Source organism: Streptomyces griseus (genome assembly GCF_001715295.1).
In the GTDB taxonomy this organism is placed as follows: Bacteria; Actinomycetota; Actinomycetes; order Streptomycetales; family Streptomycetaceae; genus Streptomyces; species Streptomyces griseus_G.
In genome coordinates this window covers 535343-551812 of record NZ_MDKB01000001.1, presented here as the reverse complement: position 1 = coordinate 551812, position 16470 = coordinate 535343, and the positions used below count along the sequence as shown (strand labels likewise).

Genomic DNA, 16470 nt, shown 5'->3' with positions numbered 1-16470 from the left:
GCCGCGGAATCGAGGACATCCTCGGGAGCAGTGCCCGTCCGTCGTCCTCAATCCGGAGCCGTGACCGGCGAGAGGATCGCGATCACCGCTTCCCGGTACCGGGACGTCTTCCCGGTCGCGCACGGTCGAAGGCCTCCGGCCACGCCCTGGCACGCCGCCCGTACCACCGAACCGGAGCCCCGAACCACGGAGGGCCCACACACGGGTGGCGTCCGGCAACGGCGCGAGGCATCTTTTCCAGCCCATTTCAATGACAGGGGCATGCTAAGAGCGAGCTGCTGGGCATAGTTCTGAGGCCCCGGGAGAACCTGCGACCGGCCCCCTCGCCGATGCGGTCCCTCTCCCCCGCTCTCGGTTCCGAGCTGAGCCGAGTCCCCCACGAGTGAAGGGACAGCAATGCCGCACTCCTCATGGCTGAAGGCAGCCTGTACCGCCGCCACGATCACCCTGGCCGCGGCCACGGCGGCGCACGCCGCACCCGCACCGCAGCCGGCCACGGCGAAGGCCGCGGCAGCGGTGGTGACACTCCGCTACGACGACAGCCGGGCAGCCGGCTGGGAAGCGGCCATCGCCGCCGGAGTCGCCTCGTGGAACCAGAACGTGGCAAACGTCAGGCTGGTGGAAGCCGCGCCCGGCACCCGGGCCGAGATTCAGATCGTCGCCACCACCGGATGGCCGCAGGCGACGCTCGGCCCGGTGCGCCCGGGCGGCCAGGTACGGGTCGAACTGGGCAGTCAGGCGGTTTCCCAGGGCTACGACAAGACCCGCATCGCCGCCCACGAGGTCGGGCACAGCCTGGGCCTGCCGGACACCAAGCCCGGCCCGTGCTCCCAGCTGATGTCAGGGTCGAGCGCGGGCACCAGTTGCACGAACGCGGTCCCGAACGCGACGGAGCGAGCCCGCGTCGAGAGCGCCTACGCCAACGGCCTCGCCTCGCTCGTGCCGGCCGCCGGCCGCACTCTGGTGGACGCGCCCTGAGGGGCGTCCCGCGTTTCCCGGTGGACCGGCGCGCCTCGTCGGATGCGGTGCTCCGCACGACGGAGGGCCGGCGTAGGGGCTGTACGGGGACGTTCCGACCACGCGGCGAGGTGCCGTAGCCGTCCTCGCGCGCCCGCCGTGACGTGCGGGACGGCCCTTGGCCGGCGGGACGACCGCCGCGCGCGGTGCCCGGCCCACTCAGGGCTGCCGGGCACCGCGCGCACGTCACGACGACGGTACCGCCCGGTGCGGCGGCCCGTGAGAAGGGCCGACCGGTCCTCGGCATCGGGCAGCCCCGGCGGGCTCAGACGTTCGGCACCTTGAGTCTGTCCCAGCTGGCCTTGCCCGGGATGCCGTCCGCGCCGCTTCCCGAGTAGCCCAGCTTGCGCTGCCACGCGGCGTACGAGGCGCGGTCCGCCTCGGACCAGTCCGGGCCCGGGCCGACCTCGTACCTTCCGCACCCCTCGGCCACCAGTCTCTTCCCCATCGCGGTGATGACGGCGCTGTGCCGGCCGGCCCGGAAGAACGCGGCTCCGGGGAACGGCTCGTACGCCGCCGGAGGCTTGGGGGCGGGCGGCTTCGCCGGGCCGTCGGGCGAGCCGGCGAGGCGCGTCCTGATCCTGCCGCGCATCGAGTCCATCGTGAAACCGCGCGGGTCTATCTTCCCCGGCTGCCACTCCTTGTGGCCGATCACCGAGCGCTGGTTCCAGCCATGGGCCCGGCAGATCGCGGCTGCCGCCTTCTCGACGGCCTCCAGTTGGGCGGCCGGCCACGGGTCCTTGCCGTTGCCGAGGTTGATGCACTCGAAGCCGTAGAAGGAGCGGTTGCCGTCGGTGTTGGCCTCGTTGTCGGCGGGCAGGGCCGTCTCATTGATCACCGCGCGCAGGACGTCGTCGTCGCCGAGTCCGGCGTGGTTGGCACGGCCGTGGCCGACCAGGTGGACCGTGCCGTCCTTGGCGATCACTCCGTGGCACAGCGGCCCCGGCAGATTCGCGTGGCCGTCGTAGCAGAGGTCCACAGAACTCTGCGTGCCCGAGGTCACGGTGTGATGGATCATCACTCCGTACACGGGCCCCCACGGGCCCTTGTGGTTGCGGTTGTGGGTGCGCCAGCTCCGGTGCTCGACGACCTGCAGACCCTCGTCCCGAAGGGCCTTGAGGAGTCCGGCTGCGGACAGGGGCGTTGCCATCGTGGTGCTCCTTCGTCCAGGTGATGCGTCAGTTCTCGGGTTGTCCCTCGTCCCGCTGCGACGTCGGTCCGTCCGCGCCGGCGGGGGCGTTCTCCCCGGCCTCGGCTTCCGCTTCGGCCTCCGCCTCCGCGGCCAGTTCCCGCTCGCTCGCCGCGGGGATGACGGCGGCCAGCGGCGCGAACGTCATGCGCAGATCCGCGACCGATCCCTCCCCAAGCACCCAGGCCAGCGGTGCGTAGTGGACCCGGATGCCCCGGGGGGACCGCAGCAGCGGGCGGCGGGCCGTGTCCGTGGGCCACTCGACGCCGCCCGTCACGGTCCGGGCCGGGAGGGTCCAGAAGTCGCCGGACCGGTAGGTCCCGCCCGGCTCGAAGTACACGAGTACGCCGTCCTCCAGCGGCAGCCAGCGCCCCTCCTCGATCCGGACCGCCCCGCCCCGCAGCTTCGCCGTGGACGGCTCCGGGCGGCGCGGGCCGCCCCCGTCCCGGGCGCCGGACCGCTGGTCCCATCGCCGCAGGAACGGGTGGAGTTCGGGGCGCCGCCCCACCGAGGGGTGCGGCTCGTCCGAGAGCCGTACCCGCCGCCCCGGCAGGTCGATCTCCTCGACCCGCAGCAGCGGCAGCGGTTCACCCCGGCCGGTGTAGCCGGTGTCCACGAACTCCACCTGGTCGCCGACGTCGAGGCCGAGCTTGTCGTCGTTGCCGAGCGAGGCCAACTCCACCCAGGTCCCGTCGAGTTCGTCGACCGGCAGCGTCACGGACCCGTTCTCCCGCGACCATTTGAAGGTGGCGTCCTCCGCGGTGCCGCCCTGGTGGATCTCCACGCGGTACATCTGGTTCTCGGGGCCCCGGTAGCGGGCGTCCGGCTCCACCAGGCAGGGGTCGTCCGCATGCTCGGGCCGCTCACTGCGTGCGGCCATCCGCGCGGTGGGCGCCTGCGCCGCCGCCCATCGCGCGAACGCCTCCCGGACCTGGTCCTTCGTCGCCCCGTCCGCCAGCTCCAGCTCCGCACCGGGCAGCGGCAGCACCTGCCATACGGTCTTGATCCGGGCCGCGGTGTCGGGCATGGCCGCCCCGAGCGCCACCTCGCGCAGCAGCGGGTCCTCGGCCGCGGTCACCGAGCGCTCCCACACCTTGAGGCAGGCGAGGTACGGGAACTGGGTGGGCAGCCGGTCGCCGGGGCGCTCCGGGTCCCGGTGGCCGTCCGGCTGGTCCCAGTACGTCCAGGTCGCCGGGGTCTCTCCGCCGGCAGCCGCCTCCTCCTCCCCCGCCGGTACGCCGGGTTCGGGGCGGGTCGCGTCCAGCAGGATCCCGTCGACGTAGTAGCGGCCGCCGCCGAGCGAGAGGTCGTCGAGCTCCCGGCCGCCGCCCAGGAAACCCACCTCGAATCCGGCCGCGTCACGCGGGCCGCCGTGCTGCCCGATGAGGTCGGCGGTGGTGGTCCGGGCCCGGTGCAGCTGGATCGCGGCCTGTTCGTTGGCGTCGGCGTCGAGCTGGACCCGGCCCTGCTGGGCGAGGACCGCCGCGTAGTGCCGTTCGGGCCGGAAGGTGTCGCGGGAGAGATCTGCGTGCATGGGAAGGGGTCCCCCTCGGAGGTGCGTAGTGGAAGAGAGCGGGGCGGGCGGGAAGTTCAGGGCGGGTCGGCCGGCGCAGGTCAGGTCAGGTCAGGTCACGCGAAAGATCCCGGCGTCCGTACCGGCCGGGGTGTACTCGGCGAGCCGCGCCCGGAGGCTGTCCTCGCGCTGCGGTTCGTACAGCTGGTGGAAGACCCCCATCTCGGAGCCGTCGTCGGCACCCCGCCGGATCTGCCACGGCCCGCCGTCGGCGAGCCGCCCGTACGCGGGGGTGCCGTACCGCTCGCTGCTCAGCAGCGGGCGCACCTGCCCGTCCGGGCCGTCGCCCACGAGGTCCGGCAGGCAGCGGTGGCGGCGCGGGGTGCGGGAACCGGGCGGCACGTAGGAGTACCGCAGGCAACCGATACCGCGCCGGGCCACCCGCACCTGCCCGGTGAAGACGCTGTTCTCGGCGATCCGCACCGCGTGGGTGTGGACCTCGCCGATGACGGTGGTGCGGTGGGCGTGCAGCACGGCGTGCGCGTGTCGGCAGTCCGGGGCGGAGAGCGCCGGAAGGCCGTGGCCGGTGGCGTCCAGGATGCTGTCGCGGAGGTGGATCGGCAGCGGGTCGGTGCTCACCTCCTCGCCGATCACCTCGATGGTGCCGAGAATGCTGCGGTCGATGGACACGCAGGCGGAGGTCCGGTCCAGGACCAGGCTCGGTTCCTCGGGTGAGTGCGGCTCGCAGTCGGTCTCCAGCGACCAGCCGGGCACCAGCGTGCAGTGCCGCAGCACGACCGCGCCGACGGGGCCGCTGACATGGAGCCCGCGTCCGGTGACCAGCAGTCCGTCCAGGACGATCCGGGGAGCGTCGCCCTTGTCCTGCGGATCCTCCTCCCGCGCCCGGATGTTGAGCGCGTCGGGGCGGTTGCTGTACCAGTCGAGCAGCCGGATCACCGGGCGGCAGCCCTCGGCCGCCCGCAGTTCCAGCCGGTCGCCGCGGCCGAGGTCGAAGTCGAGCTGCTCCTGGTAGGCGCCGCTGTGCGTGATCTCGATGACGCCCTCGGCACCGCAGTGCCCCGACGCCCGGTCGGTACGCCACTGCGCGTAGGCGTCCATGATCCGCCGGTGGGCCTGGCGGGGCCCGACCCGGTACACGCGGGCGGCGGGCGAGGTGACGCGCTCCCGCGGGTACTCGCCGCCGCCGGTGTCGTCGCCGAAGGCGTAGTGGTAGGTGACCCAGACTCCTTGCCGGGGTGCGCCGCGGGACCCGAAGGCGATCCGGCCCAGCACCGGGTCGACGGCCACCTGGCCGAGCCTGGGACGGTAGCGCCAGCCGGTCAGGTCGGCCACCACGATGTCCGACATCGGCACCGGCTCGTCCTGTCCGTCGCGCCAGACCGTGAAACTCTTGCCGGGACCGTAGTGGTCGGCGAGCCGGTCCGCGAGCTGCCGTCTGCTGAGGGACGCGGGCACGTGGTCGGCGGTCGCGAGGTGTGTGGCGGAGGGTTCCGGCACCGGGCGGGTCACCAGCGCGGTGTCGTTGCCCAGGATCGAGAACGTGTACAGGTTGCGGGCGCGGTCGACGCAGTACGCCGGCGCCCGGGTCACCCGGTAGGGCTTCAGCCGCCACACGAACAGCCCCACCCCCGCGGGGGAACGGCCGCCCTGCCGCCGCGGCGAGGCGGCCCTGCGCACGTCGGCGGACCGGGCCAGCGTGTCGAACGGCCCGCCCACCTGGTCGAGTCGCACACCGTCGCGCACGTCCGCCAGCCTGCCGCGCCCCAGTCTGCGTACGTCACAGGTCGCCACCCCTGTCCCGTACAGCCTGACCGGCTGGTGGTGGGAGAGCAGCCGGGAGAACTCCACGGCCCTGGCCGGCCATCCGGCGACCTCCTGGGCCAGCTCCTCCAGCAGGGCGAGGGTGCCCTTGCGGCGGCGGTTGGCGACCGTGGCCGCGACGTCGCGGCGCGGGGCGAGTGCCTCGGCCAGCCGGGAACGGTCCCTCCCGCCGCCCGTGTCCCCGAGTCCGGCCGTCCGGACCCGCTCGAACCCCGGCAGTGGGCGGTAGCCCACGAGGTCGCCGAGATACGGCAGCGCCCAGGGGGCGGCCGTCTCCACGAAGAGGTCCTCGTAGCTCTGGTCGACGCCGTCCCGTACCCGGTCGACCTGCTCGGCGATCACCGCGAGCAGCGCGCGCAGCGGCTCCCCGCCCTCCGCGTCCCGCAGCCTGTGCCACTGCGGGAGCAGCTCCGTGAGCCCGTCCGGTTCCCTGCTCATGCGACGCTCCCTTGCCGGGTGTTCATGCGGTGACCTCCGTGAGGTGCAGCGTGTCGGGGACGTCCGGTGACAGCAGGGCGAGCTGTGCGGGCCGGACACCGCGGAAGACACACACCGCGCGGCCCTTCGCCAGCCGCCGGGTGTCGGTGATGTCGGGGTTGAGGCGCAGCAGTCCGGCGAGTGCGATGCCGTGCCGGGCGGCCACCGAGGTGAGCGTCTCGCCCTCCGGGGCGGTCACCCGGTGCATGTCCTCGTCGTACGTGGCGAGCCGTGCCCGGACCGTGGTCCGCGGTTCGGTGAGCGTGTCCGCGAGGGCGGGCAGTCCCTCGGGGGTGAGGGAGGCCGGCACTCCGCCGAAGACGTCGACGTCCACATGGTCGACGCCGGGTACGGAGTGGGCCGTCGCCAGCACGTCCGACAGATGTGCGGGGCTGCCCAGCTCGCGCCGCGAGCTGCCGAACCGGGTGAGCAGGGCCTGGCGCAGCTTCGGCTCGACGATCCGCCAGCTGTGGTCGCGGGCCACCTTCACCTTCGCGGCGAGGACGAGCAGCAGCAGTTCGCGTACCTGCACCCGGACGGGCAGCCGGGAGTCGCCGTACCGGGCGAGCGAGGAGCGCAGTGCGGTCAGCACGTCGGAGTCCTCGGCGATCGGGATGTCCTGGACCCCGGCGACGGTGACGTGCAGCACCCGCCGCCTGCCGTCGAAGAGTTCGCGCGCCACCGCCCGCCCGATGCCGGCCCGGGAGCGGGCGAAGTCCTCGTAGTCGGCGACCGACACCAGCCGGTCGAGGGCGGACACGGCGAGCGGGATCGTGGACCGGGTCTGCCCGGGCCCGTCCGCGTCCGCGCCGCCCGTCGCGGGCCGGGGATTGGTGACCCCGGTGACGCCCAGCGGCCGGGTCACCGCCTGGGTGACGCGGTCGGCCCGGACGTTGGCGGCCCTGCCCGTGCCGAAGCGGTAGCGGGCCCGGACGTTCTCGTGGCCGGTGGGGAGCCGGGCTCCGTGCACCCCGTCGCCGAAGGTCACGGTCGTCCGGCCGTCGGCGGAGCCGCAGACGTAGACCCGCTCGCGCGGGCCGCGTCCGGCGAGGCTGTCCACGCGGTGCCAGAGCAGCCCGTCGACGCGCACGTCGAGGGCCGGGGTCGCGCCCAGCGGGTTGTCGGCGGGCAGCCAGGTCAGCGGCGCCTGCCAGAGCGCGAACGTCTGGTGGGCGAGGTCCGCGTCCCCGTTGCCGATCGCCTCCTCCCGGCTCTCGCCGTGTCCGGCCGCCACGACGTTGCCGCTTACGCGTACGGTGGCGCGCCGGTAGCGGTGGACCAGGTCCGTGGTCAGGGTCAGCCTCGTGTGCACGTGGTCGCCGGGCAGCAGCGGATCGAGCACCTGCTCGACGCCCGCGACGGTCACCAGTTCGGTGGCGGGGACGGCGGGTACGTCGGTGCGCTCACCCGACACGATCAGCCGCCGTCCCGGGCGCAGCCCGTCGTACAGCTCGGCGAGTTCCAGTTCGTTGCCGTGGACGTCCTCGGCGAGCGGCTCGTCGGCGAGCCGCAGCGCCTGCCCGCCCGCGTGCACGGTGGCGTCGCGGATCGTGGAGAGCAGTACGTCGTGCTCGTCGAGCCAGGGGTCGGCCAGGGTCAGTTCCGTACCGCGGCCGGTGATGCCGAAGTCGGTGTTCACGACGGTGCGCAGGGAGGTGATCCTGGTGGTGACGCGTCCGAGGGCCGGGTCGCCCGGAATGCCGTCCGGCCCCGCGGCTCCCTTGCGGGGGCGCTCGATGACGACCCAGCTGCCGACCGTGATCGTGTCGTACACCGCGTCCAGCGCGATCACCCGCCGGCCGGCGGGTTCCGGGACCGTGGCGATGCCGATCATCACGTTCGCCGGTTCACTGCCGACCGTGTAGCGCACGGTCAGCTCGTGTCCCGCGTATCTGATCTGCTGGTGGTCGCCGGGCGCCAGCCGCCAGCTCCTCGGCTCGCCGTTGTGCACGGCGACATGGACACGGCCGTCGTCCGCGGGCCGGGACACGAACAGCGTCCGTTCGGGCAGCCCGGCGAGCAACTGCGCGGTCACGCCCGGCTCCTGCGGCTCGGCGGCACGCTCGTCCGGCCCGCTCGGATCGTCCTGAGCGGTCCGGGTCATGACCACGACCCGGCCGGGACCGAGATCGAACGTCGCCTCCGACGGCAGGTTCTCCGCGTGCTGGACGGACGACCCCGCCCCGGTGTGCTGGAACTCGGCACGCACCGGGACCCTGCCCGCCGTGTCGAACACCACCCGCATCGTCGTGAGGGTGGAGCCGGTCAGCGGCCAGTCCGCCTGCCTGATCACCCGTCCCCGCTCGTCCTGCACCGGCCTCAGCGGGGCCGTCGCCCCGAACGGGGCGGCCGTCACGCGCAGCGCCTGCACCTCGTGCAGGAGCGAGGGCGTGGTGGGGGCCGACCGTCGCCAGGCCGGGTACATCCCGTCGGCGATCCGCGGGTCGAGCGCCGCCAGCAGCCGCGCGCCCAGATCGGAGCCCGGGGCCGCCGGTGACGCGCCGGCGTACACGGGTACCGGCCGGTCACGGGACGGGGGCGCGGCCTCGCGGCGCAGTGCGGGGAGCAGAGCTCCGAGCGCCCGCAGCGCCGCGGACGCCGGCGCGGCGGCGTGCGGCGCCGCGGGCGCCGGCCGGGAGGGCTCCAGCTCCGCCGCCTGCGCGATCACCGCGCCGACCACCGCCTCCAGCTGTTCGAACCAGGCGGCGACATCGGCGTGCGCACGGGCGACGGCCTGTGCCTCGGCCAGCCGCTCGTGCGGCTCCGCCAGCCGGGCCGCGAGGGCGGCCGGCGAGGTGACGGAGTCCAGGTCGGCCCGGAGAGGGGCGAGGACCTGGGCGTCGAAGTCGGCGATGAACCGGCTGACCGGCCGGGGGTTGGGATTGCCGGGCGCGGGTCCGCCGTCCTCGACCGCACGCTCGTCCTCGGTGATCCACTCGCGGAGCAGCTCCAGCAGTTCGCCCAGGGACGGAGGGGCGGACTGCTCGAGCCCGATCCCCGTGACTCCGTTCTCGCGGTCGACCCGGAGCCGTGCCACGGTGCGGAGCAGCCGCTGTCCCGGAGTGCTGTCCCGCTCGTCGCCCGTGAGGACGAACAGCAGGCGGTCCCCGGTCTGCAGGCCGGTCGTGGTGCCCGACACCTGGATCTCGGAGCGCCGGGTCAGATCCTGCTCGGTGAGCAACGCGGGCCTGCGCCGGCGTACGGCGAGTTCGTTCCACGAGGCGCGGGCGACGAGATCGGCGTCCGTCTCGAAGACCTGCGACTCCTCCTCGGAGGTGAGCGGAACGCTGTTGCTGCGCGCCCCGCGCGGGACGACCACCTCCACGTCCACGCCTCGCGGGTCCCTGTCAAGGGTGTACGCGAGGTGCGTGCCGGCGGCGATGCCCGGCCTCGGGCGGTGTCCTACCAGGCGTCCGAGAAGTGCCAGCGAGCGGTGCTCGTTCGCGGTGCGGAGGTAGGCCTCGTCCATGATCCGCTCGGAGTGGAAGGTCAGCAGGTCTCCGACGACGGCCCAGGAGTCCAGCAGCCCGATCGCCGGATCGTCCGGGGTGCGGACCGTCAGTCCCCGCAGCGCCGGATAGGCCGGGGAGGCGATCCGGTCCACCATGGCCGCCAGGAACGATCCGTGGTCCCCGACCCGGTAGCCGAGGGCGGTGCGCCCGGGAGGGTTGTACAGGGCCTCGGGGGCCCGGCGTTCGTCGTGTCCACCGCAGCCGCAGCCGCCCGCGCCGCTCATCGGCCACCTCCGGCGAGTTCGATGGTCAGCCGCCCGTTGTCGGGGCGGTCCGGGTCGTTGTCGCAGCGTGCGATCTCCAGCGCGCCGAGCCGCAGCACGCCTGTCTCCAGGGCCGTGCCGTCTCCGGCGTCGCCGAAGAGCCGGCGCAGCCGTGTCACCGTGACGCTCTCCACGCCCCGCACTCCGGCCGCGGCGGCCACCAGCCGGCTGAGCCGCACGGGTTCGCCGAACAGCAGCGCGTCGGGGTGGAAAAAGCCGAGCCGCCCGTCGTGCAGCCGCCCGCGGCCCAGCAGCCGGTACAGCTCGGCGAGGATCTGCCCGTGCTGATGTCCGGGGGACGCACAGACCGACAGGGCGATGTCCAGCGGCACGTTGCTCGCGGGGCCGACGACCAGGTCGTGCCCGATCCGCCGGTAGCGCTCCAGCGCGTACGCCACCGAGTCGAGCAGCTCGGGCTCCGGGTCGCCGGCCCCCAGGGGGTCGACGGCGACGTGGGCCTCCTGCACGCTGCCCGTCCAGCGGATCTTCGCCGCCGCCCGCTGCACGCCCGGCAGCACGGAGGCCAGTGCCGCGTAATCCTCGGCGGTCACCGCCCGCCGGACGGTGCGCTTCAGGTCGAGCGGGGCCGACTGCCGTACGTGTTCCAGGGGTTCCGGTGCGGTGCCTCCGACCGCCGGCAGCGGGTTGCGTACTCCCGCGACGGGCAGCGCCTCCCCGGCGTCCTGCGTCCCGGGCGGCCGGTGCAGCACCAGGTGGTTGACGGCCTCCGCTCCCACGTTGCCGGCCGTGCCGCCGCCGAGCCGGTAGCGCAACTCCAGCCGGGCTCCCGGCCGGGGGCGGGCCCCGTGGCGCCCGTCCCCGAAGCGGAGCGCGATCCGCCCGTCGTCCTCCAGTTCCCCGACGAAGGCCCGGTCACGGTGGCCGGCGGCGAGAAGGTCCCGCTGTGCGGTCCACTCCTCGTCGCCGTCCACGGCCGTCACCTGCGGCAGCGCGGCCCTCGGATCCTGGACCAGGGCGGTGGCCGGGCCCCGGAGCACCGGCTCGTCCGGATGCAGCCCCGCCGCGTGGCCGGGGCCCCAGGTCCGTGCGATCTCCCAGGCGATGCCGGCGTCGAGCACCGCACCCGCTCGGGCGCGGGCGATCAGCACGTGGAGTCTGCGCAGCTTCGGTGCCAGCAGCCGGTCCGCCCGGTGCAGCAGTTCACGCAGCGCGCGTACGGGGTGGAGGTGCAGCTCCAGGTGTTCCAGCGTCCGCAGCCCGAAGAGCACGGTGAGCTCGTCGATCTCCGCCTCGGTCAGCCCGTCGCGGTCACGCGCGCTGCGCCACAGCTCCACCAACCGCTCACGGACCCGCCCGGGTACGGCGGCCAGCCGGTCGGCCTGCCCGGCCGAGACGTGTTCCGGGAGCGGGAACGGCGCCGCCTGGACCACGGGGGAGCGCTGGAGAACGGGGCGGAACCTCGGCCTGATCCCGGGGTAGACCACCTGCGCGAAGAGCGTGGACAGCGCCTCGGCCTGCTCGTACGCCGTACCCGGTACGACCTTCTCGCGCCGCCGCCCGGCGAGCTCGAGGCCGATCCCGGCGCGCGTCACCTGGTCGTCACCGATGCGCTCGGACAGCTCCCGCACCTGTGCGGCGGTGAGGAGCCGGCCGCGCCGGGTCTGCTCCAGTCGTTCCTCCAGGAGCAGGGCGGTCGCGTTGCCCCGGTCGGCGTCGCCGCAGCCGGAGGGCTCGCAGGAGCCGGGTACAGCGGGCTCCGGTGGCACGAGCACCGTCTCCGGCGGGGCTCCGCCGAACGTCAGCGACCGGCCGTGATCGACGAGGACCACGTTGCCGCGGGCGACGCTCACGTCCGCCACCGGCGCGCAGTCCGGCCGGCCGCGTGCCGACAGGCACAGGGGGAAGGTGAGCGCGTCCTGGCGGGCCCAGGTGACCTCCAGCACCGGCTGTCCGGCCAGTTCGTCCACGCCCGGGGTGACCGAGGTCAGCCGTACCGCCTGCCGGTGCGCGGGGTCGGCATCGCCGGGCGTACCCGAACGGGCTCCGCGCACTTCCTCGAACACCAGCAGATCGCCGGGGGCCAGGGCCAGCGAGCGCGCCGTGCACTTCTTGTCGGTCCACGCGTCCCGAAGTGTCGCGGACACCGCGCCCTTCGGCAGGGCGCACACCTCCTCGCCCCAGGTCCAGAAGCGGATGGTGTTGTGCGCCGGGCGCAGCTCGGCCGGTTCCGCGTGCACCACCGGCTCGAAGACCTCCACCGCGCCGCGCTCGGCGAGGGCCGCCAGCTCACTGTCCTCGAGGACGGTGCCGGTCTCGGGCCGGTCGCGGAGCCCCGGCGTGCGGACGTCGACGGCGGCGAAGCGGAACGTCCCCGGGAGCAGCGTCAGCCGCTTCGTCACCTCGACGGTGACCAGGGTCCGGGCATTGCATCCGTCGTGCATCGGGTAGTCGATCAGCCGGACGTGCCGGCGCACCGACACACGCCTGCGGGCGGTGTCGAGGTACGCCTCCGTCGCGACCGCGTCCTGGTGGTAGCTGATCCGGTCGGCCGTGTGGGCCAGCAGCTCGACGAGGGTGACGCCGAGGTCGGCGGGGTTGCGCTCGACCCAGTCGGGAGTGGTCAGCGCGAGCCGGTCGAGGATGAGGCGGCGTACGGAGTCGTAGTCGCGCGCCGTGTAGTCGATGACGGGTGCCTCGGCCCGGGGGCCGGGGTCACCGGCCGCCGGGTCGTCCGCGCAGTCGAAGGGCGTGGGACAGTCCGCCCGGAACGCGAACTCCGCCCGGAAGTAACGCTGGTCGAAGCCGGGGTAGGGTTCCGTGCCCGGCCGTCCGTACGGATCGGTCTCCACCACCGACAGCCGGTAGCGCGAGGTGTCCCCGGTCCGGTCGACGGTCACGAGGAGCCGGTCGTCGAGCTCCGGGTCCTCCTCCCGCTCCACGGTCACCTCGACCGCCTCGATTCCCGTGACGCGACGGCCGCCCTCGATGCGGATGTTCTCCGGGCAGAGCCCGTGCGGGGCCTTGCCGAGGAACGTCACCGTGAGCGTCAGCCCGTCGTCGCCGGCCTCCACCGCGTCGACGCCATGGAGCCGTGCCGCGCGCACCTTGCCGCGCCTGCCGTCCGTCCGGCAGGCCACCTCCCTGCCCGTGCCGCTCATGCGGGCCCGCTCCCTTCGAAGACCTCGTCGCGCCGGCTCCCGGTGGAGCGCACCACGTACCGCAGGTACACCCGGACGACGTTCTCCTCGCTCACCACATCCAGGGATTCCACATCGATCAGCTCACCCAGCCATCGCTGCAGCGACGCCTGCACGGACAGTTCCATGGCCGAGGCCAGCTCGGGGCTGTTGGGCGTGAACACCAGGTCGAGCAGCCCGCAGCCGAAGTCGGGGCGCATCAGCCGTTCGCCGGGGCTGGTGAACAGCAACTGCTCGACCAGATCCCGCACGTGTGCGTCGTACCGGGCGTGCGCCGTCCTGCCGCGCCGGTCGCTGCGGAACGGGAAGGCGAGGTCGCTGCGTACGGTCCTCATCGGCACGTCACCCCCTTCAGGGCCGCGTCGACGACCGGGGCTCCCTGCGGCACGAGTGCCGCGCCGAGGCACTGCGCCGCACTCGTGTCCAGCAGGACGGGCAGGCCGCCGACCCGCACGCCGCAGCCCGGCTGCGGGCTCCACCGGACGGTGGTGCACGGATGCGGCACGCCGTCGACGGTGTGCGGGCACCCGGTCACCACGAAGGCGTCGGAGGCGGTGTGCACGGGCAGCCCGTCCAGGCGCACGGGCGCGTGGGCGTGCGCGGCGGCGGCCCGGCCGCCGTGCGGGCAGCGAAGGATCGCGGCGGCGCTGACGATGGTCCCTGAACTGGTGGACAAGTCTCTTCTCCCCGTTGTCTGCAACTGCCCCACTGCTGCACTGCTCACTGCTTCTTCGCCACGACCAGCCGGCCGTCGTTGAGGTCGACCTCGCCGCCGGTCAGCACGACGGAGGCACCCTGGCCGTCGGCGATCGTCACGCCCTTCTCGTCGACCTGGATGTACGCCCCGGTCGCGGCCTGCAGGCGGATGCCGTTTCCGCCGTTCGGCACGTCGCCCATGACGAACGTGTGCCGGTCGGAGGTCTGGATGACCACGTTCTGGTGCGCGGGCGATCCGGTCAGGGCGTCGGGCGGGAGCTCGGAGGAGTCGCCGTACCAGCAGCCCGTCCAGATGGGGAAGCTGACGTCCCCCTGCTCGAACTCCACCCACACGCCTGCTCCTTCGGCGGGGACGGCGTACTGCCCCGACTGCGGTCCCGTGAACGGCAGGCAGGGCATGGCCCAGGTGGACGTCTCGTCGCCGAGGACGTCCGGCACCTTGACCGTGACCCGGCCGATCCGCAGCGGGTCGTCGTTGCCCACGACCCGCCCCCGGAACTTGCCGAGAAACCGGTTGTTCGGTCCTGCAGCCATGCGTCGCTCTCCTGGTCCTGGTCCGTTTCCGCTGCTGCGGGCGTCATGGTCGTACGGTGCCGCTCCTGGCGACGAGGCCCTCGCGCGAGAGCGTGAAGTTCTGCTGGTACGAGCCGGGCCTGAGGGTGTGGGTGACGGACTTGACGAAGTAGTCGCCGTCGTACGTCACCCCGGCGCCCCGGACCCCGACCAGCTCGCGCGGCCGCAGGATGTATCCGTGGCGGTTGACGTCCAGCGAACCCGACCCCGAGATGGCGTCGGCGGACAGCGCGGCCCGCGCCAGCAGCTCGGCCTGCGCCTGCGCCGACTCCTTCTTCGCCGTGCCGGACAGCGTGCGGCGCTTGAGCGCGGGGGTGGCGCGGCGGCCGAGCGGGGGGCGCAGCGGCCCGATGTCGGGCTGCGGCAGGAGCCGGCTGTCCCGGGTGGCCGGGTCCTGCACCCTTGCCTGGGGTTCCTCCCTGGCCGTCCCGTCGTACGCGAACGTCAGCTGGTCCACGGTCGAGTTGACGTCCATGTTGACGTTGAGCGCGTGCTGCCGCTGACCGACACGGGCCTCGGGGCCCCAGACGGCGGTGGAGCGGCCGGGGCGGGGCCCGGGTTCGAGGTAGAACGTGTAACCGTTGGCCCGGGCCAGGTCGTTCACATAGCTCAGGTCGGTGCCCGACTGGTAGTCGACCCTGAGCTGTTCGCGGGGCGGCTGCTCGATCCGCTCCTGGAAGACGCGGGCCTCGATGCCGTAGTCGGCGTACTTGGCGAGGATGCGGGCGACGCGTGCGGAGGGCCGCAGGTTCGGGTACCGGTCGGTCCGCTCCTCCAGGTCCATGAGGAGGGTCAGGTCCTCACCGGTCACCGTGAGGGTGGAGTGCCCCGGCTGGTTGCTCGCGCCGACCTCCTGGCGCACGATCAGCCCGTCGAGCAGCACCCAGGCCGTGCCCTTCACGCTCACGGAGAGGATCACCCGGGTCTTCGGGTCGAAGAAGCCCTCGGGCAGCAGCCGGGTGTTCAGCGCACCCTGCTTGGTGAGGTCGAACGCGATCTGGAACCCGCTGCGTTCGTCCGCGGTGGCGGTGATCTGGGCGGACAGCAGCGCCTCGGTGACCTCGGGCGGCACCGGCCGGGTCAGCCGGGGACCCGTCCGCAGCGTGATGTGGACGGGCCCGCTCCCCACGGGCTGGTCAGGCATACCGCACCCCCAGAAGACCGTCGGCTCCCGGGATCGCCAGGGTGCGGCCCGCCTCCTCTGTCAGCTCGTGCGGGTCCAGCACCGGGTTGGCGTCGGCGATCTGCCACCACTGCCCCGGGTCCCCGATGTACCGCTGGGCGAGCAGGTCCGGCCGGTCGCCGCTGCTGACGGTGTGCGGGGTGCTCTCCTGTGCCGTTTCGCCCAGCGGGGGGAGCAACCGCCTTTTGACGTACCGCACATCGGTCCCGTCCGGCATCCGGTGCACACCGATCTCGGCGTCGTGGTAACGGCTGGAGCGGGGGTAGGGGTGGACGCCCGGTACGGCGTCCAGCGCGTTCTCGTACGGTTCGATCTCGGCCATGTGTCTCAGCCCCTCCCCATGACGGTGTGGTTCCCGGCCAGCCCCAGCGAGAGGAGTCCGCCCCCGCCGCGCGCGGTCCTGGCGAGCTGCTCCTTCTGCGCGAGGTGCGCCATGTACAGATCGGCCCCGCGATGCCCGGCGGGCAGGTCGCTGACGCTGAGCACCTTCATGCCGATGCCGAGGCTCGCCCGGAGCGGGTTGAGGTTGACGTCGAACGCGGACTCGTTGACGGACAGTTCGGTGAGCCGCACGGGCATGACGCGCTTGCTGCCCCAGGTGAAAAGGGTGAGTGGCATCTCGATCGGGCTGATCTCGATGGTCCCCTTCTTCGCGAGCCGGCTCGCCTCGCGCAGCTGGGCGGTGGTCGGGTGCACGAGCATCTCGAGGGTGGCCAGCTCGGGGTGGATCCCATCGGGGGCTGCGACCTCGAACTGATCCGTGGCATCGATCTCGGCGGTGAACTTCCAGGTCTCCTGGGCGGGGCCCTTGAGACGGAGGGCCTCGTTACGGTCCCCGCTCCCACTGCCCCCTCCCCCGGAGTCCCCACTCCCGCCGGCGGACTGGGGGGCGAGGCTGCGTTCCAGGGTGTCGGGGTTGAACTGGAGGACGATGATGCGCTGGGGGGTACCGCGTTCGGGATCGACGACGACGATTCCGGAGCGGATGGGCTTGGGGATGTCGGCGTAGCGGGTCACGGTCGTCTC

12 protein-coding genes are annotated in these 16470 nt (G+C 73.5%); 1 reads left to right on the top strand and 11 read right to left on the bottom strand.

Going from position 1 to position 16470, the window contains the following annotated elements:
- Positions 1-396: 396 nt before the first annotated feature.
- Complete coding sequence (locus BA175_RS01950) at positions 397-978, top strand: snapalysin family zinc-dependent metalloprotease (RefSeq protein ID WP_069169429.1); 582 nt, start codon at positions 397-399, stop codon at positions 976-978.
- 304 nt (positions 979-1282) lie between these two features.
- On the opposite strand, the gene BA175_RS01945 is transcribed toward BA175_RS01950, so the two are convergent.
- The 11 genes from BA175_RS01945 to BA175_RS01895 form a co-directional block, all read right to left on the bottom strand.
- Positions 1283-2167 carry a peptidoglycan-binding protein gene (locus tag BA175_RS01945; protein WP_069169428.1) on the bottom strand — a complete coding sequence of 295 codons (885 nt, stop codon included), beginning with the start codon at positions 2165-2167 and terminating at the stop codon, positions 1283-1285.
- A 28-nt stretch (positions 2168-2195) separates the two neighbouring features.
- Positions 2196-3740 carry a DUF6519 domain-containing protein gene (locus BA175_RS01940; protein WP_069169427.1) on the bottom strand — a complete coding sequence of 515 codons (1545 nt, stop codon included), beginning with the start codon at positions 3738-3740 and terminating at the stop codon, positions 2196-2198.
- Positions 3741-3830: 90 nt separating this feature from the next.
- Entirely contained in the window at positions 3831-5999 is a 2169-nt protein-coding gene (locus BA175_RS01935) for a hypothetical protein (RefSeq protein ID WP_069169426.1), read from the bottom strand.
- A gap of 22 nt (positions 6000-6021) precedes the next feature.
- Positions 6022-9774: a putative baseplate assembly protein gene (locus tag BA175_RS01930; RefSeq protein ID WP_069169425.1), complete on the bottom strand. Its 3753-nt coding sequence runs from the start codon at positions 9772-9774 to the stop codon at positions 6022-6024.
- Positions 9771-12932, bottom strand: coding sequence for a putative baseplate assembly protein (locus BA175_RS01925; RefSeq protein ID WP_069169424.1), 3162 nt, complete (start codon positions 12930-12932; stop codon positions 9771-9773). Before BA175_RS01925 ends, BA175_RS01930 begins: the two co-directional genes overlap by 4 nt.
- Positions 12929-13306: a GPW/gp25 family protein gene (locus BA175_RS01920; protein ID WP_069170285.1), complete on the bottom strand. Its 378-nt coding sequence runs from the start codon at positions 13304-13306 to the stop codon at positions 12929-12931. The genes BA175_RS01925 and BA175_RS01920 overlap by 4 nt, the downstream gene beginning before the upstream one ends.
- A complete protein-coding gene (locus BA175_RS01915; protein WP_069169423.1) occupies positions 13303-13647 on the bottom strand; it encodes a hypothetical protein in 345 nt (114 codons plus the stop codon). Before BA175_RS01915 ends, BA175_RS01920 begins: the two co-directional genes overlap by 4 nt.
- Before the next feature lie 44 nt (positions 13648-13691).
- On the bottom strand, positions 13692-14222 hold the full coding sequence (locus tag BA175_RS01910) for a phage baseplate assembly protein V (protein ID WP_069169422.1): 531 nt from the start codon (positions 14220-14222) through the stop codon (positions 13692-13694).
- Positions 14223-14265: 43 nt separating this feature from the next.
- Entirely contained in the window at positions 14266-15405 is a 1140-nt protein-coding gene (locus BA175_RS01905) for a hypothetical protein (RefSeq protein WP_069169421.1), read from the bottom strand.
- Positions 15398-15766 carry a LysM peptidoglycan-binding domain-containing protein gene (locus tag BA175_RS01900; RefSeq protein ID WP_069169420.1) on the bottom strand — a complete coding sequence of 123 codons (369 nt, stop codon included), beginning with the start codon at positions 15764-15766 and terminating at the stop codon, positions 15398-15400. The genes BA175_RS01905 and BA175_RS01900 overlap by 8 nt, the downstream gene beginning before the upstream one ends.
- A 5-nt stretch (positions 15767-15771) precedes the next feature.
- Positions 15772-16461 carry a hypothetical protein gene (locus BA175_RS01895; protein WP_069169419.1) on the bottom strand — a complete coding sequence of 230 codons (690 nt, stop codon included), beginning with the start codon at positions 16459-16461 and terminating at the stop codon, positions 15772-15774.
- Positions 16462-16470: the final 9 nt, after the last annotated feature.

What these genes read in the sequence shown, in the direction of transcription:
- BA175_RS01950 (WP_069169429.1), top strand. Translation starts at nt 397, where the DNA reads ATGCCGCACTCCTCATGGCTGAAGGCAGCCTGTACCGCCGCCACGATC.
- BA175_RS01945 (WP_069169428.1), bottom strand. Translation starts at nt 2,167, where the DNA reads ATGGCAACGCCCCTGTCCGCAGCCGGACTCCTCAAGGCCCTTCGGGAC.
- BA175_RS01940 (WP_069169427.1), bottom strand. Translation starts at nt 3,740, where the DNA reads ATGCACGCAGATCTCTCCCGCGACACCTTCCGGCCCGAACGGCACTAC.
- BA175_RS01935 (WP_069169426.1), bottom strand. Translation starts at nt 5,999, where the DNA reads ATGAGCAGGGAACCGGACGGGCTCACGGAGCTGCTCCCGCAGTGGCAC.
- BA175_RS01930 (WP_069169425.1), bottom strand. Translation starts at nt 9,774, where the DNA reads ATGAGCGGCGCGGGCGGCTGCGGCTGCGGTGGACACGACGAACGCCGG.
- BA175_RS01925 (WP_069169424.1), bottom strand. Translation starts at nt 12,932, where the DNA reads ATGAGCGGCACGGGCAGGGAGGTGGCCTGCCGGACGGACGGCAGGCGC.
- BA175_RS01920 (WP_069170285.1), bottom strand. Translation starts at nt 13,306, where the DNA reads ATGAGGACCGTACGCAGCGACCTCGCCTTCCCGTTCCGCAGCGACCGG.
- BA175_RS01910 (WP_069169422.1), bottom strand. Translation starts at nt 14,222, where the DNA reads ATGGCTGCAGGACCGAACAACCGGTTTCTCGGCAAGTTCCGGGGGCGG.
- BA175_RS01905 (WP_069169421.1), bottom strand. Translation starts at nt 15,405, where the DNA reads ATGCCTGACCAGCCCGTGGGGAGCGGGCCCGTCCACATCACGCTGCGG.
- BA175_RS01900 (WP_069169420.1), bottom strand. Translation starts at nt 15,766, where the DNA reads ATGGCCGAGATCGAACCGTACGAGAACGCGCTGGACGCCGTACCGGGC.